Annotated in this window: 19 protein-coding genes and 1 riboswitch; of the genes, 9 read left to right on the top strand and 10 right to left on the bottom strand. The window is 73.1% G+C overall.

The genetic code is table 11. The features are described from left to right. Window positions 1–18 precede the first annotated feature (18 nt). Complete coding sequence (locus QTQ03_RS16215) at window positions 19–2,478, bottom strand: S8 family serine peptidase (protein ID WP_502889869.1); 2,460 nt, start codon at window positions 2,476–2,478, stop codon at window positions 19–21. A gap of 447 nt (window positions 2,479–2,925) precedes the next feature. Here QTQ03_RS16215 and QTQ03_RS16210 point away from each other — a divergent pair, with 447 nt between their 5' ends. After that, window positions 2,926–4,740 carry a glycerol-3-phosphate dehydrogenase/oxidase gene (locus QTQ03_RS16210; protein WP_289280860.1) on the top strand — a complete coding sequence of 605 codons (1,815 nt, stop codon included), beginning with the start codon at window positions 2,926–2,928 and terminating at the stop codon, window positions 4,738–4,740. 38 nt (window positions 4,741–4,778) lie between these two features. On the opposite strand, the gene QTQ03_RS16205 is transcribed toward QTQ03_RS16210, so the two are convergent. Further along, entirely contained in the window at window positions 4,779–6,173 is a 1,395-nt protein-coding gene (locus tag QTQ03_RS16205; RefSeq protein WP_289278777.1) for an FAD-binding oxidoreductase, read from the bottom strand. A gap of 181 nt (window positions 6,174–6,354) precedes the next feature. Between QTQ03_RS16205 and QTQ03_RS16200 the strand changes: the two genes are divergently transcribed. Continuing rightward, on the top strand, window positions 6,355–7,500 hold the full coding sequence (locus tag QTQ03_RS16200) for an FUSC family protein (protein ID WP_289280859.1): 1,146 nt from the start codon (window positions 6,355–6,357) through the stop codon (window positions 7,498–7,500). Between the two features lie 102 nt (window positions 7,501–7,602). Here QTQ03_RS16200 and QTQ03_RS16195 read toward each other — a convergent pair whose 3' ends face one another. Next, window positions 7,603–8,868 (bottom strand): aminotransferase class V-fold PLP-dependent enzyme, encoded by a 1,266-nt coding sequence (locus QTQ03_RS16195; RefSeq protein WP_289278776.1) that lies wholly within the window; start codon window positions 8,866–8,868, stop codon window positions 7,603–7,605. A gap of 44 nt (window positions 8,869–8,912) precedes the next feature. Then, a riboswitch (SAM riboswitch) is annotated at window positions 8,913–9,034 on the bottom strand. Between the two features lie 66 nt (window positions 9,035–9,100). On the opposite strand from QTQ03_RS16195, the gene QTQ03_RS16190 reads away from it, so the two are divergent. Beyond that, entirely contained in the window at window positions 9,101–10,591 is a 1,491-nt protein-coding gene (locus QTQ03_RS16190; RefSeq protein WP_289278775.1) for a PrsW family intramembrane metalloprotease, read from the top strand. Between the two features lie 49 nt (window positions 10,592–10,640). Here QTQ03_RS16190 and QTQ03_RS16185 read toward each other — a convergent pair whose 3' ends face one another. Continuing rightward, on the bottom strand, window positions 10,641–10,808 hold the full coding sequence (locus QTQ03_RS16185) for a hypothetical protein (protein WP_289278774.1): 168 nt from the start codon (window positions 10,806–10,808) through the stop codon (window positions 10,641–10,643). Between the two features lie 137 nt (window positions 10,809–10,945). Next, window positions 10,946–11,284 (bottom strand): GroES family chaperonin, encoded by a 339-nt coding sequence (locus tag QTQ03_RS16180; RefSeq protein WP_289278773.1) that lies wholly within the window; start codon window positions 11,282–11,284, stop codon window positions 10,946–10,948. Window positions 11,285–11,425: 141 nt separating this feature from the next. On the opposite strand from QTQ03_RS16180, the gene QTQ03_RS16175 reads away from it, so the two are divergent. Beyond that, window positions 11,426–12,787 carry an AI-2E family transporter gene (locus tag QTQ03_RS16175; protein WP_289280858.1) on the top strand — a complete coding sequence of 454 codons (1,362 nt, stop codon included), beginning with the start codon at window positions 11,426–11,428 and terminating at the stop codon, window positions 12,785–12,787. A gap of 214 nt (window positions 12,788–13,001) precedes the next feature. Here the strand turns inward: QTQ03_RS16175 and QTQ03_RS16170 are convergent, their stop codons facing one another. Then, entirely contained in the window at window positions 13,002–15,113 is a 2,112-nt protein-coding gene (locus QTQ03_RS16170; RefSeq protein ID WP_289278772.1) for an ATP-dependent DNA helicase, read from the bottom strand. Window positions 15,114–15,247: 134 nt separating this feature from the next. Here QTQ03_RS16170 and QTQ03_RS16165 point away from each other — a divergent pair, with 134 nt between their 5' ends. From QTQ03_RS16165 to QTQ03_RS16150, 4 genes are all read left to right on the top strand, one after another. After that, window positions 15,248–15,754 carry a DUF402 domain-containing protein gene (locus tag QTQ03_RS16165; protein WP_289278771.1) on the top strand — a complete coding sequence of 169 codons (507 nt, stop codon included), beginning with the start codon at window positions 15,248–15,250 and terminating at the stop codon, window positions 15,752–15,754. Between the two features lie 224 nt (window positions 15,755–15,978). Then, window positions 15,979–16,968, top strand: a complete 990-nt coding sequence (locus QTQ03_RS16160; protein WP_289278770.1) for a PPK2 family polyphosphate kinase — start codon at window positions 15,979–15,981, stop codon at window positions 16,966–16,968. 130 nt (window positions 16,969–17,098) lie between these two features. Then, window positions 17,099–17,725, top strand: a complete 627-nt coding sequence (locus tag QTQ03_RS16155; protein ID WP_289278769.1) for a DUF47 domain-containing protein — start codon at window positions 17,099–17,101, stop codon at window positions 17,723–17,725. Between the two features lie 3 nt (window positions 17,726–17,728). Continuing rightward, window positions 17,729–18,733, top strand: a complete 1,005-nt coding sequence (locus QTQ03_RS16150) for an inorganic phosphate transporter (RefSeq protein ID WP_289278768.1) — start codon at window positions 17,729–17,731, stop codon at window positions 18,731–18,733. 78 nt (window positions 18,734–18,811) lie between these two features. Here the strand turns inward: QTQ03_RS16150 and QTQ03_RS16145 are convergent, their stop codons facing one another. Then, window positions 18,812–19,780: a Gfo/Idh/MocA family protein gene (locus tag QTQ03_RS16145; protein WP_289278767.1), complete on the bottom strand. Its 969-nt coding sequence runs from the start codon at window positions 19,778–19,780 to the stop codon at window positions 18,812–18,814. 88 nt (window positions 19,781–19,868) lie between these two features. On the opposite strand from QTQ03_RS16145, the gene QTQ03_RS16140 reads away from it, so the two are divergent. Next, window positions 19,869–20,714: an NUDIX hydrolase gene (locus QTQ03_RS16140; RefSeq protein WP_289278766.1), complete on the top strand. Its 846-nt coding sequence runs from the start codon at window positions 19,869–19,871 to the stop codon at window positions 20,712–20,714. Window positions 20,715–20,816: 102 nt separating this feature from the next. On the opposite strand, the gene pstB is transcribed toward QTQ03_RS16140, so the two are convergent. The 3 genes from pstB to pstC are packed head-to-tail and all read right to left on the bottom strand — an operon-like array spanning window position 20,817 to window position 23,784. Beyond that, the gene (gene pstB / locus QTQ03_RS16135) at window positions 20,817–21,593 is read right to left on the bottom strand and encodes a phosphate ABC transporter ATP-binding protein PstB (protein WP_289278765.1); all 777 of its coding nucleotides are present in this window, start codon (window positions 21,591–21,593) and stop codon (window positions 20,817–20,819) included. Between the two features lie 17 nt (window positions 21,594–21,610). Further along, complete coding sequence (gene pstA / locus QTQ03_RS16130; protein WP_289278764.1) at window positions 21,611–22,702, bottom strand: phosphate ABC transporter permease PstA; 1,092 nt, start codon at window positions 22,700–22,702, stop codon at window positions 21,611–21,613. Then, the gene (gene pstC / locus QTQ03_RS16125) at window positions 22,699–23,784 is read right to left on the bottom strand and encodes a phosphate ABC transporter permease subunit PstC (protein ID WP_289278763.1); all 1,086 of its coding nucleotides are present in this window, start codon (window positions 23,782–23,784) and stop codon (window positions 22,699–22,701) included. Before pstC ends, pstA begins: the two co-directional genes overlap by 4 nt. Between the last annotated feature and the right edge of the window lie 11 nt (window positions 23,785–23,795).

The following is a 23,795-nucleotide window of genomic DNA, read 5'->3' as shown; positions in this document are numbered from 1 at the left end:
CACGGTCCGCCCCCGACGTCACCGTTGAGCGGCGCGGACAGCCGCGTAGGCGTCGACGAGGCCAGCGCCGGTCACGTTCCGCGGGTCACCGCACCGGTCGGTGGGCAGCGGAACCGGGGTGGCGGTCGCGGCCAGGATCCGCCGGGTCTTGGGCAGGTCCCCCACCAGCGCCGGGTTGGCCGACCACATCAGCGCCGCGACCCCCGCCACCTGCGGCGTCGCCATCGACGTTCCGCTGAGGACGCTGTACCCGCCGCCCGGCATCGCGCTGAGCACATCGTCGCCGGGTGCCATGAGGTCCGGCTTGGCGGCCCCGCCCGCGGCCGGGCCGCGGGACGAGAAGCCGGTCACCCGGCGCTGCCGGTCGACCGCGCCGACGGTCAACACGTCCGGATACGGGGCCGGTGGATCATCGATCGAGCCGCAGTGCGGGCCGGTGTTCCCGGCGGCGGCCACCACCAGGATGCCGGCGGCGTCCAGGGCGGTGGTGGCCGGCCGCAGCACCCGCGGGTCGCAACCCTCGACCGCCGGGCAGCCCCACGAGTTGGTGAGAATGTCCGGTGCCCGGTCCGGCCGGCCATCGCCGAACGGGTCGCCGCCGGGTGGGAAGGGCGCCAGCATGAACTGAAGGCAGTCCAGGTAGTACGCCGGGTTGCCGAGGTTGCGGTCCAGGTTGACGCAGCCGGTCCAGGAGGCTCCGGGGGCCACCCCGACGCCGTCCCGGCCGACGGCGCTGCCCACCGTGTGCGTACCGTGCCCGCCCTGGTCGGTCGGGGCGGTGGTGGCGTTCCACGGGTCGTACCACGAGTCATCGCCGCCCCGGAAACCACCGGCGAGCGCCGGGTGGGAACCGTCCACGCCGGAGTCCGAGCTGCCGACCGTCACGCCGGCGCCGGTGATCCCGAGCGCCGACCAGACACGGTCCGCGCCAATCAGCCGGACGTTCCACTCGGGGCCGCGCGGCGGGGGCGCGTCGCCCCGGCTGGTGCCGGCCGGCGCGGGTAGCGGGCGGACCCGCTGGCTGACCAGCACCCGGTCAACCTCGGGGCGGTCGGCGAGCCAGGCCCGCACCACCGGCCCGCCGTCCACCTCGATCGCGTTGACCAGGTAGTACGGCGTGTGCTTCAGCCGGAGCCGACGCAGGTCACGGCGCAGGTCGGCCTGGCTGCGGTCGGCCGTCTCGACCAGCCGCCGGTAGACCTCGGCGGCCCGGGCGTCGCGACCGGCCCGCCCGGTCGTGCTGGGCACGCCGCCCAGGTCGGCCTGCTCCCGCAGGACCACGAACAGGCGCTCGCCGTGCAAGCCGGGCTGTCCCGGCCCGACGGCCACCACGCCGGCCGCACCCAACAGGACAGCGGTGGCGGCGCCAGCCACCGCCCGGCCCGGCGTCGTGGCGTGCCGCCGGGCGAGCAGCACGCCGTACGCCACGGCGAGCAGGACCGCGACGGCGAGCCCCACGCCGGCGGCGGCTGCCACCCAGAACGGCACGTCCCGGGTGGCGGCCAGGACCAGCGTGATCTCCTCGGAGTCGGTCCAGGCGAGCGGGCCCAGGACGCCGAGCCCGACCAACCAGGCCGCCGCCGCCCGGCCGCCGGTCGTCGTGCGTCGTCCCGCCGCGGCCAGTGCCGCCAGCGCGAAGCCGGCCGGGGGAAGGGTCAGCAGGAGCGGAAGCTGCGCGCCGGACTGCCCGACACCCGCGCCGAGCAGCAGCAGCACGACGCCGGCGACCAACCCGCCGACCAGCACCAGGCGGCCCGGTCGGGGAGGTGTGTCCACGGCGAAGCGAGACCAGAACGCCTCGTCCAGCAGCGCCGCCGCCAGCCCGCCCACGGCCGCCGCGGCGAGTGCGGCGAGCAGCGTCTCCAGCAGCCCGCCGAGCGCGCCGATCCACACCCAGGGCAGCAGTAGCGCGAGGCCACCGGCGAGGCCGAGCAGCGTCACGGAGGCGGGCCGGGGCGCCCGACCGGACGCCCACGCCCGGCGTGCATCCGCGGCACCGCCGCCGTCGGTGTCCGATCCGGCCACGTCGTCTGTCGCCCGAGTGCCGAACCAGCCCGGCGTGCCCGATCCGGCTGGGATGCCCGACCCGCCCGACCCGGCCGGCCCGGGCGGCCCGGCCGGCCCGGGCGGCCCGGCCGGTCGGCCCCCGGTGGACACGGCGGGCCCAGGTGGCGATCCGACGGCCGGGGCGGCGATCCGGCGGCGCCGGAGTCGCTGAGCGACGAGAGCCGCCAGCGCGGCCATGCCGGCGAGCCCGGCGAGGTACGCCTCGTGGTGCACCGGTGGAAGCGCCCGCAGCAGGCTCAGCGAACCGAGGACCAGCAGCCCGGCCGACCACACCCGGCCGGTGCCGCGCACGGCGGCCGAGCGAGGAGCCAGCGCCAGCACCAGGGCGGGTGTGCCGGCCACAAGCACGACGGCCACGGCCGTCACCGGCCAGAGCAACACCGCCCGATCCAGCCCGGAGGCCAGCAGGATCTGGTCGGTCAACCACCCGCCGAGCTGGGCGAGCACGGTGAGCCCGACGATCCACAGCCCGGTGACCACGGCGGCGACCACCGCCCAGGGGCTGCCGCCCCCGGTGCCGGCCGGATTCGGGGTGACGTGGTCTCCGGGGCGTTGAGGCTGCACCGGAAAACAGTACGTCACCGGAAGGCGGTACGCCGCCGCCACGAAGTCGGCAGCGCGCCTGTCACGTCGCGTACCCCGGGGGCGAAACCACGGCGCCTCGGGGCGGGATCTCGACCGGGAGGTCGCCGGACGTCGGCGGGCTGCGGACGGGTTCGGGAAGCGGGTGGATGCGACGGGGTGTCAGCGGTTGGTGATCGTTGCGTGGGGCGGCGGCCCGTCCGTTCCCTCCCGGTCGTCGCGGATGCCGCAGGAGAGGATGGGGCGGCTACGGTGGAGTGCGTGCGTGATCCCAACGTGTCCCGAGCCACCGCCGGTCAACTCTCCCCGCAGCGGCGGGCGGCCGACCTGCGCCGGCTCGCCGCCGAGCGCTTCGACGTCCTGGTCATCGGTGGTGGGGCGACCGGTGCGGGTGCCGCGCTGGACGCCGCCTCGCGTGGTCTCAAGGTTGCGCTGGTCGAGGCCCGTGACTATGCCGCGGGCACGTCCAGCCGGTCCAGCAAGCTGATCCACGGCGGCCTGCGTTACCTGGAGCAGCTCGAGTTCCACCTGGTCCACGAGGCGCTCACCGAGCGGGGCCTGCTGGCCACCCGGCTCGCACCGCACCTGGTCCGCCCGGTGCCGTTCCTGGTGCCGCTGCCCGGCAAGGGGATCCGGGACCTGCCGGCCCGGGTGTTCCGCCGGTCCTACTACGGGGCCGGGGTGGCGACGTACGACGCGTTCGCCGGGGTCTTCGGTGGCGGTCGTGGGATGCCGCTGCACCGGCACCTGACCCGAGAGGGCGCCCGCCGGGTCTTCCCGAGTCTCAGGACCGACGGGCTGGCCGGCGCGATCCGTTACTACGACGGCCAGGTCGACGACGCCCGCCTGGTGGTCACCCTCGCCCGGACCGCCGCCAGCCTCGGCGCGACCGCGGTCACCAGCGCCCGCGCCGTTGGCCTGATCCGGCAGGCCCGCGAGGTCACCGGGGTCCGTGTCCGGGACCTGGAGGCGCCCGCCGGTTCCCCGGACGCCGAGGTCGAGGTACGTGCCCGCACGGTGATCGCCGCCACCGGCGTGTGGAGCGACGACATGTCGCGGATGCTCAACGACGTCGGGCTGCGCCCCGGGGTGCGGGTCCGCGCGTCCAAGGGCGTGCACCTGGTGGTGCCCCGGTCGGCGATCACCGGGGAGACCGGGCTCATCCTGCGGACCCCGACGAGCGTGCTCTTCGTCATCCCGTGGGGCGGGCACTGGATCATCGGGACCACCGACACCGACTGGCGGCTCGACCGATCCCACCCGGCCGCTTCGGCCCGTGACATCGACTACCTGCTTGCGCAGGTCAACACCGTCCTGGACCGTCCGCTCACCACCGCGGACATCGAGGGCGTGTACGCGGGCCTGCGGCCGTTGCTGGCCGGTGAGGCCGACTCCACCTCGAAGTTGTCCCGGGAGCACGCCGTGTTCGAGCCCATGCTCGGGCTGCTGCTGGTCGCCGGGGGGAAGTACACGACGTACCGGGTGATGGCTTCGGACGTGGTCGACCGGGCCGCCCGCCGGCTCGGCGAGGCCCGCCCGTCGCGCACCGCCGATCTGCCGTTGCTCGGCGCCGACGGGTACGCGGCGATGTGGCGCGACCGGGCCGACCTGGCCCGGCGGCACGGGGTGCCGGTCGGTGTGGTGGAGCACCTGCTGGAGCGGTACGGCACGCTCACCCTGGAACTGCTCGCACTGGTCGATGCCGACCCGTTGCTCGCCTCACCGCTGGCCGGCGCGCCCGAGTACGTGGCCGCCGAGGTCACCTACGCAGCCCGCGCCGAGGGGGCGCTGCACCTGGAGGACGTGCTTGCCCGCCGTACCCGGATCTCCATCGAGACCGCGCATCGCGGCCTGGAGTCCGCCGAGCACGCCGCGGAGCTGATGGGGGCGGTGCTCGGGTGGGACGCCGACGCGCGGGCGCGGGAGATCGCGCATTACCGGGCGCGCGTGGCGGCTGAGCGGAACTCGCAGTTGATGCCGGACGACGCGACCGCGGACGCTGCCCGGCTCGGCGCTCCGGACGTGCGGGGCCTCGCCGCGGATCGGGGTGCGGACGGAGATCCGGTCGGACTTCCGTCGTCGTCCCACTGACCGATCCGCGTTGTCCGCAGCGTCCACCACGACTTCCGTCACAGCACCTTGCCGGGGTTGAACAGCCCGGTCGGGTCCAGCGCGGCCTTGATCGCCTGGTGCACCCGCACGCCGACCGGGCCGATCTCGCGAGCCAGCCAGTCGCGCTTGAGCAGCCCGACCCCGTGCTCGCCGGTGCAGGTGCCACCGAGGTCGAGCCCCAGTCGCATGATCTCGTCGAAGGCCCGGCGTCCCCGCTTCAGGCTTACCGGGTCCGCCCGGTCCACCACGATGTTCGGGTGCAGGTTGCCGTCCCCGGCGTGCCCCACGACGCCGATCGGCACGTCGCACTCCGCCGCGATCCGCGTCACCCCGTCGAGCAGCGCGGTCAGCGACCCGCGGGGCACCGCCACGTCGTCGATGACCAGCCCGCCGTTGCCGTCCGGGTGCGAGTCGGCGGCGAACTTCTCCATCGCCGGGTGCGCCAGCCGCCGGGCCTGCAGCAGCGCCGCCGCCTCCACCGCGTCGGTGGCCGCGTACACCTCGTCGGCGCCGGCCGCCGCGCAGACCGCCGTCAGGTCGGCCAGGTCGTCGGCGGCTCGCGGGCCGGTGTCCACGGCGGCCAGCAGCAGCGCCCGCGCGTCGGTTCGCAGCCCCATCGGCCGGTACGCCTCGATCGCCCGCAGGTGCGTCTGGTCGAGCAACTCCAGCAGGCTGGGGGAGAGTCCCTGGACGGCGATCTCGGCCACGGCCGCTCCGGCTGCGGTCGTCGAGGAAAACACCGCCACCATGGTCAACGACTCCGCTGGGGCGGGCCGCAGCCCGACCGTCACCTCGGTGATCACTCCGAGGGTGCCCTCGGAGCCGACGAAGAGTCGGGTCAGGTCGTACCCGGCCACGCCCTTGGCGGTCCGCCGGCCGGTGCGCAGCACCTCGCCGGAGGCGAGCACCACCTCCAGGCCGAGTACGTACTCGGTGGTCACGCCGTACTTGACGCAGCACATGCCGCCGGCGTTGGTGGCCACGTTGCCGCCGATGGTCGACGATTCCCAGGAGCCGGGGTCGGGCGGGTACCAGAGGCCGTGCCTGGCGACGGCGGCGGCGAGCGCGGCGTTGACCACCCCGGGCTGCACCACGGCGATCCGGCTGACCGGATCGATCTCCACGATGGCGTCCAGCGCCCCGGTGCTGATCACCACGGCGCCGTCGACCGCGTTCGCCGCGCCCGCCAGCCCGGTCCGTGCGCCCTGCGGCACGACGGGCGCGCCGTGCCGGGCGGCGGCTCGGACGACAGCCGCCACCTGGGCGGTGTCCCGCGGCCGGGTGACGACGAGGGGGCTACCCGCGGCGCAGAGGTCTGCCTCGTCCCGTTCGTGCGTCCGAAGCAGATCCGGATCGGTCAGCACGGCGTCGTCGCCGAGCGCGGCGCGCAGTTCGTCGAGGAGGGGATCCATGCCGCCGAGGCTACGACCCCCGCCTGTTGGGGTGGACGGGGCCCGAGGTGGCGGTGGCGTGCGGCGGAGGGATCCTTCCGGGTGGTTGCAGGATTCGGTGGGCGCGGTATGGGTAGTACCGGCCGTGGCCCAGGACGGACGACCCTCGCTGAGACAGCGGTTCGGGTTGCGCGACCGTGGCGTGGACATCGACGGCGCGCGGATCGCCGAGGCAGTGAACCAGCTGCACCACCTGGGGAAGGCGAACGTGCGCGACCGCCTGCACCGGGTCCGCATGGCGCTGGGCCTCGCCGTCCAGGCCGGCCTCGCCGCCGGGCTCTCCTGGTTGGCGGCGCACGAACTGCTCGGTAACCCGCAGCCGGTCTTCGCGCCGATCTCGGCGGTCGGCACGCTGGCCGTGTCGGTCGGCCAACGGTTCCGGCGGACGATCGAGCTGATCATCGGGGTTGGTGCCGGGGTGGCCGTCGGTGACCTCCTCATCTACCTGCTCGGCACCGGCCCGTGGCAGCTCGGCCTCGTGGTGACCTCGGCGATCATCCTCACCGTCTTCGCCGGAGCCAGCGTCGCGATCGTCATCCAGTCGGCGGCGACGGCGGTGCTGATCGTCACGCTCAGCCCATCGATCGAGGACCTGGAGATTCCCCGCTTCGTTGACGCGCTCGTCGGCGGCAGCGTCGCGCTGCTGGTCACGGCCCTGCTCCTCCCACTGAACCCACTGCGGGTGCTCAACCGGGCCGCCCGCCCGGCCCTGGACCTGCTGGCCGCGCAGCTGGACGTCGCCGCGGACGGCCTGCGCGACCGGGACCGGGACAAGGCCCAGGGGGCGCTGGAACGACTACGGGACAACAAGGAGGAACTGGCCACGTTCGGCGAGGCGATCGAGGGAGCCAAGGAGACCGCCATGCTGTCGCCGGCACGCTGGCACCGGCGCGACGAGCTCACCCACTACGCCGAGGCGGCCGACCCGGTCGACCGGGCGATGCGGAACAGCGGCACCCTGATCCGGCGGGCGGTCACGCTCATCGAGGACGAGGAGCCGGTCCCGGAGCCGATGCCGGACGCGGTAGCCCACCTCGCCGAGTCGGTGCGGTTGCTCAAGCACGAGTTCGCCCAGGGCGTGGAGCCCGAGAAGGCCCGCGAACGGTCACTGCGCGCGGTCAGTGAGGCCGGCCGGGCGTACGGCGAGGGCGTGGGCTTCTCCGGCAGCGTCGTGATCGCGCAGGTGCGCACCACCGCGAGTGACCTGCTGGTCGCCTCCGGCATCAGCCAAGAGGAGGCGAACCGCCTGGTTCGCAGATCCTTCGGCGAGATGAACCGGTCGGGGTAGTCGGGGCGGGGACGGGAACGGCCCGGAACCGCCCTCGGCCCTGCCCGTCGGCTGACCGGTGCCACGCTCCGGCCCGCGCCGTCCGACCCGTGCGGGTGGGGCTCAGCCCAGCGTGGCCAGCGCGGCGAACAGCCGGTCCACGTGCTCCTCGGTGCTGCCCAGGCCGATGCTGGCCCGCAGCGCTGTCGGTGGCAGGTCCCGCCGGCCGCTCCGGCCGGCCGCCTCGGCGAGCAGGCGGCGGGCGAGTGGGTGGGCGCAGAACAGTCCGTCCCGTACCCCGATGTCGTGGTCAGCCGCGAGGTGGGCCGCCACCTCGGCGGAGTCGCGACCGGCCAGCACGAACGAGACGATCCCCACCCGGGGCGAGTCCGGGCCGAAGGCACGCAACTCGACCACGTGCGGTAGTGCCGCGATGCCGTCCCGCAGCCGGGCCAGCAGCGCCTGCTCGGCGTCGTGCAGCGCGTCCCGGTCCGCCCCGGCGAGGGCGGCGCAGACCGCGGCGAGGGCAACCGCGCCGAGCAGGTTCGGGGTGCCGGCCTCGTGCCGGGCCGGCCCGGTAGCCCACCGGACGTCGTGGGTGGCGGCCCCGACATGGCTGGTCGCGCCACCACCGGCCAGGTAGGGAGGCGCGGCGTCCAGCCAGTCCGCCCGCCCGACGAGTGCCCCCGCGCCGAACGGCGCGTACAGCTTGTGGCCGGAGACGGCCAGGTAGTCGACGTCGAGCGCGGTCAGGTCGACGGGGGCGTGCGGGGCGAGCTGCGCGGCGTCCACCGCGATCCGAGCCCGGTGTCGCCGGGCGACCCGGGCCAGCTCGGTCACCGGCCAGAGCTCGCCGGTCACGTTGCCGGCCCCGGTCACCGCGACCAAAACCGGCAGGTCCCGACCGGGAACGCCACCCCGGCGCAGCTCGCCGAGAGCGGCGTCGAGCGCGCGGACCGCACCGGCCGGGTCGGCCGGCACCGGCAGTCGGACGGAGCCGGGCGGCCACGGCAGCAGATTGGCGTGGTGCTCGCCGCCGAACGTCACCACCGTGGTGCCGGCCGGCAGCACCCGCGCCAGGAGGTTGAGCGCGTCCGTCGTGTTGCGGGTGAAGATCACGTGGTCGTCGGTCCGGGCGCCGAAGAAGTCGCCGACCGTCTGCCGGGCCCGCTCGTAGGCGAGCGTGCAGCGTCGCGACAGCGCGCCGGCGCCCCGATGCACACTCGCGTGCCAGGGAAGCAGATCGGCCACCGCGTCGGCCGCGACCCGCGCGCACGGCGCCGTGGCGGCGTAGTCGAGGTTGACCTGACCGGGTACGCCGAGCACGTCGAGCGGTCCGGCCGTGGTCCCCCGCGACGGCGCCGCCGGGGGGAAGATGGTGAGGGTCATCGACGGTACCTCCGGGTCCGGGACCCCGGTGGGCACACGGGCGGGGTCCGCGCTTGCCCAGCACGCGGATCGGGCCGGGCCCGGTCATCACCCGGGGCACCCCACCGCGAACCTCGACGAGGGTTGCCGGCCAGCAAGCCGGGGCTTGACGCTGGCGCTCGTGACCTGTCGGCAGCATATCGGGGCCCCGATGCGGACGGCCCGCCGGGCCGGCGGTGGCTACGCTGGCGGCATGTCCGACACCCCACCCGGCGCGCCCCTGCCGCCGTCGCCGACCGCCGTGCCCGTTCCGTCGCCGGTCGGTGGCACGCCGACGGCCCCCCGGCGCCGGATCAACTGGATCCGGGCCGTGGTGCTGGCCGGGGTGATCCTGCTGATCGCCGCGTGCGCGGTCTTCATGCTCTTCCGGCTGGGCACGAATCTGGGCGGTGAGGCTCTCCTGATCGGCACGGCGGCCGCCGTGCTCCCGGTCCCGGTGCTGGTGGCCTGCTTCCTCTGGCTCGACCGCTACGAGCCGGAGCCGCTGAAGTATCTGATCTTCTGCTTCGCCTGGGGCGCATTCGTCTCCACCGCGGCCTCGCTGACCGTGAACAGCTACGCCGCCGGCCGGTTCGAGGCGTTGAACCTACCGACCGCGCTCACGGCCGTGCTCGTCGCGCCGTTCATCGAGGAGTTGACCAAGGCGCTCGGGCCGATCCTGCTGCTGATCTTCCGGCGCCGGGAGTTCTCCGGGATCACCGACGCCCTGGTCTACTGCGGGCTGTCCGCGATCGGCTTCGCCATGGTGGAGAACATCCTCTACCTCGGCGGCCACGGGTACGCCAGCGGCGTGCAGCAGTACGGCCCGGCGACCGGCACCCAGCAGGTCATCGCGATCTTCATCGTGCGGATCCTGCTCTTCGGGTTCGCCCACCCGCTCTTCACCTCGATGACCGGGGTGGGGCTCGGCATCGCCGCCCGGTCGGCCGACCGGCGGGTGCGGGTGCTCGCGCCGGCCGCTGGCCTGCTGCTGGCGATGATGCTGCACGGCACGTGGAACCTGCTGCCGACGTTGACCCAGGCCACCGGCCAGCCACTGATCCTGCTGTACGGCTTCCTCGGTGTCATGGTGCCGATCTTCTTCGGCATGGTCGGGCTGGCCGTCTGGTTGCGTTCCTGGGAGGGGCGGCTCACCGAGCGCACCCTGCCTGACTACGTCCGCGCCGGCTGGCTCACCCCGCCCGAGGTGGCGGCGCTCAGCAGCCTGGGGCGGCGGCACGCGGCCCGGGTGTGGGCCAAGCGGGTGGGCGGTGACGCCGGACTGAGGGCGATGCGCGGGTACCAGTTCGCGGCGACCCGCCTCGCGCTGCTGCGCGACGGTATGCGCCGTGGGCTGGACAGCCGGCCGGCCGACCAGGCTCGGGCCGCCGCCGAGGAGCAGCACCTGCTCGAAGCGATCAGCGGCTACCGGGCGTTCTTCGTGGGCCGGGATCCGCAGGCCCCGATCGGCGTCTGGGATGGGCGCCGGTACCATTTGCGCTTCCCGGACGGCTCACAGCGGCCGGTGGACGCTCCGGACGAGCCGGTGGTCCCGATCCCCGTCGTGCTGACTCCGCCGCCCCCGCCGGCGTTCGTGGCCGGCTACGGTCCGCCGCCGGGCTATGGTCCGCCGCCGGGCTATGGTCCGCCGCCGGGCTGGCCCGGCTTCCGCCCGCCGGCGCCCTGGCCGCCCGGCCGGCCCTGACGCCCCGGGCCGGGCCTGACGCCCCGGGCCGGGCCTGACGCCGGTCAGGTCAGGTCATCAGGCTGGTCAGGAAGTCGCCGAGGCCCTGCGCCATCGCCATCAGAACGGCGCCGATGGCCTTGAACATCTCCGCGGCGCCCTCGGGTCGGAACGCCATGAAATAGATCAGGAACGCGACGCCGCCCCAGAGCAACAGCTTCTTCACCAATACCGGCATCGTCCCTCCCCAGGGCCTCTGGTGCGGCTGGCTTCCCGGGACGGAGCGGTGCAAACGGTGGGTGCGCTTCAGCAGTGCCGACTCGGCGCGGGCCGGCCAGCGCTGCTGGAACACGCCAGAGGTGCGGCTGGAAAACGCTAGAGGTACAGCCCGGTCGAGTCCGGTTCGACGCGCTCAGCGGCGACGGCGTGCACGTCCCGCTCGCGCAGCAGCACGTAGCCACGCCCGTGCAACTCGACCTCCGACCGGTCGTCCGGGTCGAAAAGGACCCGATCCCCGGAGACGATCGAGCGGACGTTCGGCCCCACCCCCACCGCGGTGGCCCACGCCAGCCGCCGGCCGACCGCGGCGGTCGCCGGGATCACAATGCCGGCGGTGGAGCGACGCTCACCCTCGCCCTCCTCCACGCGCACCAGCACGCGATCGTGTAGAAGCCGGATCGGCAGGCCGGACTCGAGATTCTGGTCGGCGGTCACGTCGCAGACGCTACCGTGTCCCGCTTCGCCGGCCCTGGCGTGGTTACCCGGCCGGGTGCGGCGGGCAACGTGTGGCGGATCTGCTCTACGGTGGCATGATCGGGCGTATCCTGTCCGACCTGACCCGTGGCCGGTACCGCCATGCCGGTGCAGCCACATCGCCGGGAGGTGCGCTATCGCCGGGAGGTGCGCTTGAGCCGCTTCGAGCGGATGCGTGGACGGGTCCGTCGCGCGTACGAGTCGGGCCGTGCGGCGCTCCGCGCCCGGCGCGAGTCGGTCGATGCCCGCCGTACCGAGGCGGCCGTCGAGCCGCGCACCGCCTCGCCGGCGGCGCCGGGCCCGGTGGCGCCTGCGTCGGCGACCGTGGTCGGCGGGCAACCGCCGGCCGCGATGCACACCTCCACGATCAGCCGGGACGACGCCGACGTGCCGCACGCGCTGCGCATCAGCGCCGCGTGGTCGTGGCGGCTGATCGCGGTCGGCATCGTCGCGTGGGCCCTGTTGAAGATCGTCGGCCAGATCCGGATCGTGATCATCCCGCTGGCGATCGCGTTGCTGCTGTCGGCCCTGCTCGCTCCGGCGGTCGGCTGGCTGCTGCGGGCCCAGTTCCCGCGGTCGCTGGCGACCGCAGTGGTGTTGGTGGGCGGGCTGGCCGGGGTGATCGGAACGCTGACCCTGGTGGTCAACGAGTTCATCCAGGGCGTGCCGGAGCTGAGCGAGAAGGCTTCCCAGGGCGTACGCCAGATCCAGGACTGGTTGAAGACCGGCCCGCTGCACCTCGACGACGGCCAGTTGGACCGCTACATCAAGGAGGCCGAGGACTGGGTCAACTCCAACACCGACGGGTTGACCAGCGGGGCGCTCAGCACCGCGGCCACCCTGGCCGAGGTGCTGACCGGCACGATCCTGGTGCTCTTCGCGACGTTCTTCTTCCTCCGGGACGGCAGCCGGATCTGGCGCTTCCTGGTCCGGCTCCTCCCGGTGAACGCCCGTTGGAAGGTCGACGACGCCGGTCGAGCGTCCTGGCAGACGTTGGGCGCGTACGTGCGGGCGACGGTTCTGGTCGCCTTCATCGACGCGGTCGGCATCGGGATCTTCCTGGTCGTGTTCGACGTCCCGTTCGCCCTGCCACTCGCCGCGCTGGTCTTTCTCGGGGCGTTCATCCCGATCGTCGGTGCGACGCTGTCGGGTGTGGTCGCCGTGCTCGTCGCCCTGGTCGACAGCGGGGTGATCACCGCGCTGATCATTCTCGGGGCGGTGGTCGGCGTGCAGCAGTTGGAGGGGCATGTGCTCCAGCCGCTGATCATGGGTCGGGCGGTGGCGATCCACCCGCTTGCGGTGATCGTCGGAATCACCGCCGGTGTGGTCCTCGCCGGGATCACGGGCGCGTTGGTCGCGGTGCCGCTGATCGCCGTGCTCAACACCGCCGTCCGCCGCCTCGCCGCCCGTACCGTCCCGGCGACCCCACCGGACGCGGTGGTGGTGGCGAGCCAGGCCACCTGAGCAACCCTGCCCACCGCGCCGCCGCCAGGACCGGCGGTTTCCCACGCTGTCAGTGAACGGGTCCCGCGGTTTCCGCGCTGTCAGTGAACGGTTCCCGCGGTTCCCTCGCTGTCCATGAATGAGCGGTCTCGGCGGGCGCCAAGGCCGCTCGTTCCCTGAGGGCGCGCGCGGAGTCAACGGGCACGCCGGGTCGGGGCGGGGCTGACGCCCGGGGTCAGGTCCTGGCGAGGCGTTCGAGGGCGCCGCGGGCGACGTCCGGGCGGGTCGTGTACCAGAATGGGGGCAGCGAGCGGCGCAGGAACGGGCCGTATCCTCGGGCGGTCTCCAGCCGGGAGTCGAGGACCGCGACCACGCCCCGGTCCCCGGTGGCCCGGATCAGCCGGCCCACCCCCTGCGCGAGCCGGACGGCGGCGATCGGCACACTGACCGCGGCGAATCCGGACCCGCCGGTCGCGTCGACCGCGGCCGCCCGGGCGGCGGCGAGCGGCTCGTCCGGCCGGGGGAAGGGCAGCCGGTCGATGACGACCAACTGGCAGGAGTCGCCGGGCACGTCCACCCCCTGCCAGAGCGACATCACCCCGAACAGGCAGCTCGACCGCTCGTCCCGGAACCGGCGGACGAGCAGTGGCAGCGCCTCCTCGCCCTGCAGCAGCACCGGCAGGTCGGTGTGGGCCCGGATCAGCTCCGCGGCCTGCTGCGCCGCCCGTCGGGAGGAGAAGAGCCCGAGCGTACGCCCGCCGAGCGCCTCGATCAGCCCGCGTAGCTCCGCGCCGGCGGCGTCCGGCAGGCCGGACACGCTGGGTCGGGGCAGGTGCGCCGCGACGTAGAGGATGCCCTGCCGGGCGTAGTCGAACGGTGACCCCACGTCGAGTGACCGCCACCCCGGCCCGCAGGTGGCCGGGGCGGCCGGGGCGGTGGCGGGTCCGCCACCCGCGGCGGCGGCGAGGGCGGCGGCGGCCGGGGACGGTGGCGCGGTGGGGACGTCCAGGCCGAGGGCCCGGGCAACCGTGTCGAAACGGCCGCCCAGGGTCAGCGTCGCGGACGTGGCGACGACGGTGCGTTCCTCGTAGAGATGGGTGGCGAGCGTGCCGGCCACCGAGAGCGGGGCGACCACCAGCGCCTGCCGCCCGGTGGCGTCGTTCCGTTCCACCCAGGCCACGTCGTGGTCGGGCTCCTCCAGCAGCCGCTGGGCCGTGGTCGACAGCTCGTCGAGCACCGCCTTCACCTGCTGCTTGCGGACCGGATCCGGATCGTCGGCCTTGACGTCGCCGATCGCGTCGAGTGCGGCGCGGGTCGCCGCGTCGAGCAGCGTGCACGCCGCACGCAGCGGGGCCGGCAGCCCGGCGGTGATCCGCCCGGCCGGCGTCTCGCCCAGCCCGACGGCCAGCGCGTCGCCCGCGGCGGTGAGCGCGTCGGCGGTCTCCGGGCGCAGCAGCGGCCGGGCCCGGCGGGTGGACCGGTCGATCAGTTCCGGCACCAGTTCCGCTTGGGCGGCGGAGGAGACCCGGTCGGCCAACTCGTGCGCCTCGTCGACGACGAGCAGCCGGTGCGGCGGCACGATCTGCCGCCCGGCCAGCATGTCCACCGCGAGCAGGCTATGGTTGGTCACCACGATGTCCGCCTCGCGGGCGCGTGCCCGGGACGCCTCGGCGAAACACTCCGCCCCGAACGGGCAGCGGGTCGCCCCGACGCACTCCCGTGCCGGCATCGACACCAGCCGCCAGGCCTGGTCGTCGACGCCCGGGTCCAGTTCGTCGCGGTCGCCGGTGCCGGTTTTCTCCGCCCAGTCGCGTAACCGCTGGACCTGTCTGCCGAGCCGGCCCGCCTCGCCGAGCCACGTCGTCCCCCCGGCGGGGCGGGGGGCATCGAAGAGTGTGTCCCCCGGCTCCTCCTCGGTGGCGCTGTCGAGCCGGGCCAGGCAGAGGTAGTGGTGCCGGCCCTTCAGCACGGCGAAGGTGGGACGCCGGCGCAGCAGCGGTTCCACCGCGTCGGCGAGCCGGGGCAGGTCGTGGTCGACGAGCTGGGACTGGAGCGCCAGGGTGGCCGTGGAGACGACCACCGGGCCGTCGACGGTCAGCGCGGGGGCCAGGTACGCCAGCGACTTGCCGGTGCCGGTGCCGGCCTGCACCAACAGGTGCTCGCGGGCTGTCACGGCCGCCTCGATCGCCGCCGTCATCTCCTGCTGGCCGGGGCGCGCCGCGCCGCCGGGCACCGCGCCGACCGCCGCCTCGAGCAGGTCGGCCCCGCTCGCCGGGCTGCCGGAGCGCCGGCCCTGAGCACGGGACGACGGGCTGGCGGAACCGGTGGCGGTGCGCGGCGGGGTCACCGTGCGACGGTACCCGCCGATCCCGACAGGCGTCGCCCGACGGGCGCCGTGGCGTCCTCACGGTGGGCCGGCGGCCGGCCGCCCGGTTCTTTCCCTGCCGCGCCGGTTCAACCGAATCGGCTAGGGTGCCAGTCATGCCGAGCGACGTGGTCCGCGTGATCTACCGCAAGTACGACGGCAGCGCCCACCGCGACTACCCGGCCCGCCGGCTCACGGAGGACGACCTCGGCGTCTGGCTGGGGGTGACCACCGGCACCCCCTCGGTCTACCACGGCCGTCCCTCGGTCGAGCAGATCCCGTTCGTGCTGCTGGTGCCGCACCACGCCTGGTGGACGGGCATGTTCAACCCGCCGCCACGCACCAGCGAGGTCTACTGCGACATCACCAGCCCGGCCCGGTGGGTGGACGAGGACACCGTGCACCTGGTCGACCTCGACCTCGACGTGGTGCGCCGTCGGGGCACCGGCCTGGTCGAGTTGCGGGACGAGGACGAGTTCGCCGTGCACCGGCAGCGGTTCGACTACCCGGACGAGGTGGTCACCAAGGCGGAGGCGGCGGCCCGCTGGCTGCTCGGTGCGCTCGGCGATGACACCGAACCGTTCGCCACGTCGTACCGGAAGTGGCTCGCACTGGTGGTGTGAGCCGGGCACGTGGCCGCCCGGGGTGGAGCGGCGCCCTGCTGGCCCGGCCCGTGGTCACGGGCGGCACGGGTCAGCGGCGTCGGACCGGGACAGGGGCGACCGGCACGTCGTCGGCATTGCCTCGCGAAGACCCCGAGCGGGCCTGAATCGTCCACCGTGACGTCGGGGAGGAGCGTGACCGTCGGAGGGAAGCGGAGCTTGGCGGGGTAGGCGAGGATGCGGGCATGAGTGCTATCGATGTGTCGGGTGTGGTGGGGCCGGTGGGCGGGGCGATGCGGAGGAGGCTGCGGGCGGGCGCCGGTGGCCGGGTCGATCTCGCGGTGGTCGACCCTGGGTCGACCCCCGGCCTGCCGGGCCGGGACGTGACCGGCGACGACCGCAAGGGCTGGGCCCGGGCGCAGGTCGGGCTGCTCGGCGGGGAACTGGCCCGGCAGCAGGAGATGCTGTTCGCCACGGCGAAGGCTCGGGCGGGAACGACGGGCGAGGCGGCGGCGCAGGCGACTGGTGGGCCGCGGGGTGGGGTGGCGGGTGGTGCGCCCCGGGTGCTGCTCGTGCTGCAGGCGATGGACTGCGGCGGTAAGGACGGCGCCGTCAAGCGCGTCGCCGGGGCGATGAACCCGCTCGGGCTGCACATCCGTTCGTTCGGTCCGCCCACCCCCGAGGAACTTCGGCACGACTTCCTGTGGCGGATCCGGTGCGCGTTGCCGCCGCCCGGGTACGTCGGGGTGTTCAACCGGTCCCACTACGAGGACGTGCTGGTGGCCCGGGTCGAGTCGCTGGTGCCGGAGACCGTCTGGCGGGCCCGGTACGACGAGATCAACACCTTTGAGCGGGAGCTGGTCGACGCCGGGGTGACCCCGGTCAAGGTGCTGCTGCACATATCGTACGCCGAGCAGCGCCGGCGGCTACTGGAGCGGCTGGGCGACCCGCGTAAGCACTGGAAGTACGACCCGTCGGACGTCAACGCCCGGGCCCGCTGGGACGACTACCAGACCGCGTACGCGGAGGCGTTGAGCCGGTGCGACACGGAAGCCGCGCCCTGGTACGTGGTCCCCGCGGACCGCAAGTGGTACCGGGACTGGGCGGTCGCGCACCTGCTGAGGGAGACGTTCGGCGCTCTCACGCTCGGGTATCCTCCTGCCGGGTTCGACCTACGGCGGGAACGGGAGCGGCTGTTGGGGTCTGAGAAAAGGGTGAGGGTTAATAAGAGGTGAATAGGCGGTGAGGGGGGTCTGGCCGGTGTTGGGCCGGCGAATCCCTGGATCCGACGTTACCTACCATCCCCAGGCAGGTGTGTCTCCGTGCCGCCGCCACCCCCGCCACCGACACGACGAGGTCTGTGCTGTGAAGTTTCCCTTCCGCCCGAACGAGGACGCCTTCTACGAGCTGTTCACGAGGGCCGCGCACAACCTGGTGCGGGGCACCCGGCTCCTCAACGAGTTGGCCCTGCCCGGCGTGGCGGTGGAGTCGGTGAGCGAGCGGCTCACCGAGGTGGAGCACGACAGCGACCAGATCACCCACGAGCTGTTCAAGAAGATCAACTCTACCTTCGTCACGCCGTTCGACCGGGAGGACATCTACCGGCTCGGTTCTCAGCTGGACGACGTGATGGACCACCTGGAGGCGGTCGGTAACCTGCTCTACCTGTACGGCCTGACCCAGCTCCCCTCGCTGCCGCGGGAGATGCACGAGCTGGTCAACGTGCTGGACCAGCAGGCCAAGCTAACCGCCGAGGCGATGCCCCACCTGAAGACCATGAAGTTCCTCGAGGACTACTGGATCGAGTGCAACCGGCTGGAGAACGAGGGCGACCAGGCGTACCGGATGCTGTTGGTCCGCCTCTTCTCCGGCGAGTACGACGCGCTGACCGTCCTGAAGATGAAGGAGGTGGCCGACGAGTTGGAAGCCGCCTGCGACGCCTTCGAGCACGTGGCGAACACCGTCGAGACCATCGCGGTCAAGGAGTCCTGATCCGTGAGTCCGGAACTCATCGCCGTGCTGGCGGTGATCGCGGTGGCTCTCGTGTTCGACTACACCAACGGCTTCCACGACGCCGCCAACGCGATCGCGACCAGCATCTCCACCCGGGCGCTGACCCCGCGGGCGGCCCTGGTCATGGCCGCGGTCGGCAACTTCGTCGGCGCCCACTTCGGTGCCGAGGTGGCCAAGACCGTGGGTGGCGGGCTGGTCAAGCTGCCCACCGGCACGTCCAGCCTCGGCATCGTCTTCGCCGGCGTGGTCGGCGCGATCATCTGGAACATCATCACCTGGTACTTCGGCCTGCCCTCGTCGTCGTCGCACGCGCTGATCGGCGGCCTGGTCGGCTCGACCATCGCCGCGTCCGGCACCGTGCTCTGGACCGGCATCGGGGAGAACGTCGTCATCCCGATGATCCTGTCGCCGTTGGTCGGCTTCCTGCTCGGCTACCTCGCGATGATCGCCGTCCGGTGGATCTTCCGGAAGGGGCAACCCGGCAGGCTCAACCGGGGCTTCCGTTGGGCACAGACCGCCTCGGCCGCGGCCATGTCGGTTGGCCACGGCATGCAGGACGCCGCGAAGACCATCGGCATCGTGGTTCTCGCGCTCTTCGTGGGTGGCTTCCAGGACGACGCCACGGTCATCCCGGAGTGGACGTTCTGGACCTCGGCCGCCGTCCTGGCCGTCGGCACCTACGTCGGTGGCTGGCGGATCATCCGGACGCTGGGCCGGAGGATCATCGACCTGCGCCCGCCGGAGGGCTTCGCCGCCGAGACCGTGGCCAGCTCGGTGCTCTACTTCCAGGCCCTGGTCCTCGGTGCGCCCATCTCCACCACGCACACGATCACCTCGGCGATCATGGGCGTGGGCGCCACCAAGCGGCTCTCCGCCGTTCGCTGGGGCGTCGCCGGCAACATCATCGGCGCCTGGGTGCTGACCTTTCCCGCCGCCGGCTCCATCGGCGCCCTGATGTACCTCCTGGCCCGCCCCTTCTTCGGCTGAGTGGCCAACCTCCCGCCCGCCCCTTCTTCGGCTGAGCGGCCACGTGGGGCCCCGCCGACGGCTGGGCCCGACGTCGTCTCACGCGTAGTCGACGCCGATCTGCGCCCGGATGTCGTCGAGCAGCGCCATGATCTCCAGGGTCGCGGAGTGCGGCACCAGCGGGCTCTCCAGGAGCCCCTCGGCGAGGCAGCGCTGCACCTCGCTGGCCTCGTACTGGTAGCCGTTGCCGACCAGTTCGCCCGTGGTCGTCTCCGGGTCTTCGCCGACTCGGTGCAGCGTGACCGAGCCGGGCCGGAAGAACGGCTCCGGCAGGTCGATCCGCCCCGCGGTGCCGGTGACCGAGGCGACCAGCCCGGTGGCGCCCACCATGCCGCAGCTCAGCGTGGCGACTGCCCCGGAGTCGTACCCGAAGACGATCCCGGTGTTCTCGTCCACCCCCTCCGGGCTCAGCTTCGCCCACGACCGGACGTGGTCGGGCACCCCGAGCAGCAGGTGGGCCAGACTGACCGGGTAGACCCCCAGGTCCAGCAGCGCCCCACCACCGAGGGCGCGGGCCCGCGATCGGTGCTCGGGCGGAAACGGCCCGGTCACGCCGAAGTCGGCCCGCACGCCGGTCACCGTGCCGACAACCCCGTCGGCAACCAGCTGGCACACCCGCCTGAGCAGCGGGTTGGTGCGCATCCACATGGCCTCCATCAGGAAGACCCCGGCCGCGCGCGCCGTGGCCACCAGCTCCCGGCTGGTGGCCAGGTCGAGGGTGAACGGCTTCTCCAGCAGAACCGGCCGGCCGGCCCGCAGGCAGGTCAGGGCAGCCGCATGGTGGGCGGCGTGCGGGGTGGCGACGTAGACGACGTCCACCTCCGGGTCCGTCGCCAGGTCCGACCAGGAGGCGTACGCCCGGGGCGCGCCGTGCCGGCGCGCGAAGCGCTGTGCGCTCTCGGCGGTCCGCGAACCGACCGCCACCAGTTCGGCATCCGGCACCAGCCGGAGGTCGTCAGCGAAGCGGCCGGCGATCTGACCGGTCGCGAGAATGCCCCATCGCGTCATGGTGGCAACGCTACTGAAGATCAGCGAACGGACCGGGTCGGCGCCCGGGAGCCGGAGCACCCCGGGAGGCATGCCCTAGGCTCGCCGCATGACGATCGATCCCGACGGCTTCCCCGCGCCGGCGGCGCTGGTGGAGCATGCCCGGCGGTTCCACGCCGAGGGTGGCGTCCCCGCGGTTCCCCGGGTCGCGGCCACCGTGTTGCTGCTCCGCCCGGCCGGCGGCCGGCCCGAGCGCGCCGTGACGGACGGCGCCGACTTCGAGGTGTACCTGATCCGTCGGGTCGCCGCGATGGCCTTCGGCGGCATGTACGCCTTCCCTGGTGGTGGGGTCGACGTTTCTGATTCGCAGGCCCACGTGGGCTGGGCGGGGCCCGCCCCGGCGGAGTGGGGAGCCCGCCTCGGGTTGGCGCCGGCCGCCGCGCAGGCGGTGGTCTGCGCCGCCGCGCGGGAGGTGTTCGAGGAGGCGGGTGTCCTGCTCGCCGGCCCGGACGCCCGCACCGTCGTGGGCGACGTGAGCGGGGACGACTGGGAGGCGGCCCGGGTCGCGTTGGAGCGGCGCGAGGTGGGCTTCGCCGACCTGCTCGCCGAGCGGGGGCTCACCCTCCGGTCGGATTTGCTGCTGCCGTGGAGCCGGTGGATCACGCCGGAGTTCGAGCCGCGCCGCTTCGACACGTACTTCTTCGCGGCGCTGCTGCCCGCGGGGCAGCTGACCCGGGACGTCTCTGGCGAGGCCGACCGGACGCTGTGGGTCCGCCCGGCGGACGCCGGCGAGCTGACGATGCTGCCGCCCACGCTGGTCACCCTCGGCCAGGTCGCGGCGTGCGGCGACCTGGCCGGTGTCGGTGCGGCCTCGGCGACCCGCGACCCCGCGACCCCGGTCACGCCCCGCCTCGACCTCCGCCCCGACGGGGAAGCCCGCTTCGTCCTCCGCTGAACGGCCGGACGCGGAACGGGTGGTCACTCCCGCGAGAATGACCACCCGTTCCGCGTTGTCCGCACGCGTGCCGGAGATTCCGGCCGACCGAGACTCCGTGACTCAGCCGAAGCGGCCGGTGATGTAGTCCTCGGTCTTCTTCACGCTCGGGTTGCTGAAGATCTTCTGCGTGTTGTCGTACTCGATGAGGCGACCCGGGTCGCCGGTCTTCTCGATGGAGAAGAACGCGGTCCGGTCCGAGACCCGGGCGGCCTGCTGCATGTTGTGCGTGACGATGACGATGGTGAACTTGTCCTTCAGCTGGAACATCAGGTCCTCGATGGCCAGCGTGGAGATCGGGTCGAGCGCGGAGCAGGGCTCGTCCATCAGCACCACCTGCGGCTCGACCGCGATGGTGCGGGCGATGCAGAGCCGCTGCTGCTGACCGCCGGAGAGGCCCGCGCCGGGCTTGCCGAGCCGGTCCTTCACCTCGTCCCAGAGGTTCGCCGAGCGGAGCGCCTTCTCGGCCGCCTCTTCCAGGATCGACTTGCGGCGGACGCCGTTGAGCCGCAGGCCGGCCACCACGTTCTCGAAGATGCTCATCGTCGGGAACGGGTTGGGCCGCTGGAAGACCATGCCGATCATCCGGCGGACGGCGGTGACGTCCACGTCGCGGTCGTAGATGTCCTGGCCGTCGATGGTCAGGCTGCCCTCGACCCGGGCACCGGGGAGCACCTCGTGCATCCGGTTGATCGACCGCAGGAAGGTGGACTTGCCGCAGCCGGACGGCCCGATCAGAGCGGTGACCGTCTTCGGCTCGACGGTTAGGTTGATGTCCTCGATCGCCTTGAACCCGCCGTAGTACGCGGTGACGCTCGAGGCTTCGATGCGCTTGGCCATGGTGGTACCTCCGGGGTTCAGCGGCTGAGCCGGTTGCGACGGGCCAGCAGCTTCGCGGTGATCGTCAGGATCAGCACGAGGGCGACCAGGGTGAGGGCCGCGGTCCATGCCCGCGCGGGCGCGTACTTGGACGCGTCGCCGGCCTGCTGGTAGACGAAGAGCGCCAGCGAGGACTGGTTGTTCTCGAACGGGTTGAAGTTGATCGCCGCTCCGCCACCGGCGACGAGCAGCACCGGGGCGGTCTCGCCGGCCGCGCGGGCGATGCCGAGCATGACACCGGTGACGATGCCCGGCAGGGCGGTCGGCAGCACGATCCGCAGGATCGTCTTCCACTTCGGCACGCCGAGCGCGTAGGCGCCCTCGCGCAGCGGTGCCGGGACCAGGCGCAGCATCTCCTCGGTCGACCGGACGACCGTGGGCAGCATCAGCACGCTCAGCGCCAGTGCCGCGGCGAAGCCGGAGAAGAACGGCCGGCCGGTGGGGCTGAGGTACGGCGAGATGACCAGGATCCAGAACGCCAGGATGAACAGGCCGGAGACGATCGACGGGATACCGGTCATCACGTCGACGAAGAACCGGATGGCGAAGGTGAACTTGCCCCGGCCGTACTCGACGATGTAGATCGCGCAGAGGATGCCCAGCGGGACGGTGATCAGCGTGGCGATACCGACCTGCTCCAGCGTGCCGATGATGGCGTGGTACGCGCCACCCTCCGGATCCCGTGCCCCGATGTTGTTCATCGAGGTGCCGAAGAAGTTGGCGTCGAACCGCTCCAGGCCCCTGCTGAGCAGCGTCCAGACCACCGAGGCCAGGGGCAGCACGGCCAGCACGAACGCTGAGTGGATCAGGGCGCTCCAGGTGCGGTTGCGGGCCGACCGGCCACCCTCGACGGCGTTGGCCGCGAGGTAGAACCCGGTCAGGTAGAGCAGCGCCCCGATCACCAGGACCAGGACCGGACCGCCGATGCCGGCGCCGTACACCAGCGCGGCGGCGAGCAGCAGGGCGGCCAGCGCGATGGCTGGCGCGGCGTACCTCGGCAGGCGTCGGGCGCGCAGCGTCGGCGGTTGGTTCGGCGGGCGGGTGTGATGCGAGGTGACGGTGGTGGTCATGCGGCCGACTCCGTGAACTCCCGGCGGCGGTAGATGATCGCCCGCGCGGTCATGTTGACGATCAGAGTGATGGCGAAGAGCACCAGACCCGAGGCGATCAGTGCGCCCCGACCCGTCTCGTTCGCCTCGCCGAACGTGTTGGCGATGTTGGCGGCGATGGTGTTGCCGCCGTTCTCGATCAGGTTGAACGAGATGTTGAAGGTGATGCCGAGGGTCATGGCGAGCGCGATGGTCTCGCCGAGGGCGCGACCCAGGCCGAGCATGACCGCCGCGATGATGCCCGGGCGGCCGTAGGGGAGCACCGCCGTCCGGATCATCTCCCAGTGGCCGGCGCCGAGCGCGAGGGCGGCCTCCTCGTTGGCGGTCGGGGTCTGTAGGAAAACCTCACGGGAGAGCGAGGTGATGATCGGCAGCACCATGATCGCCAGCACCAGGGCACCGAGCATGATCGACTTGCCGAAAGGTCCGTCGCCACCGAAGACGGGGAGCCAGCCGAAGTACTTGTTGAGCCAGACGGAGAAGTCGCGGACCGGATTGATGAAGATGTCCCGTCCCCAGAGGCCGAAGACGACACTGGGCACCGCCGCGAGCAGATCGATCAGGAAGCCGAGGGTGGTGCCCACCCGGCGCGGCGCGTAGTGGGACAGGTAGAGCGCGATGCCAAGGGCGATCGGCACCGCGATCAGGAGTGCCAACACCGAGCTGAGCACCGTGCCGAAGGCGAGGGCGCCGATGCCGAACTTCGGCTCTGCGTCGTTCGGGAACCAACCCTCGAATGTCCAGAAGTTCTCGGTGTTGGCTTGCAGTGCCGGGACCGCCCTGGCGATCAGGAAGATCGCGATCGCCGCGATGATCACCAGGACCGTGCTCCCGGCGGCCAACGTGAGGCCGCGGAAGGCCCGTTCGGCGCCGAACTTGCGGGCCCGCGGCAGTGCGCCGCCGCCGCCCAGCCCTGGGCTACCGGGGGTGCGAAGTGGTGCCTCGGCCGGAAGCGCCGAGGCACCGGCGGGACGCTCGTGACTCGGGGTCACGGGGGTCCCGCCGGTGCCGGCGTCGGCCGAGCGGGGAGGGATGTCACCCATCAGCTCGCTCG

The sequence above is a fragment of the Micromonospora sp. WMMA1363 genome (assembly GCF_030345795.1).
GTDB lineage: Bacteria > Actinomycetota > Actinomycetes > Mycobacteriales > Micromonosporaceae > Micromonospora.
The sequence above is the reverse complement of the archived record's forward strand: the minus strand, read 5'-3'. Positions and strand labels throughout refer to the sequence as shown.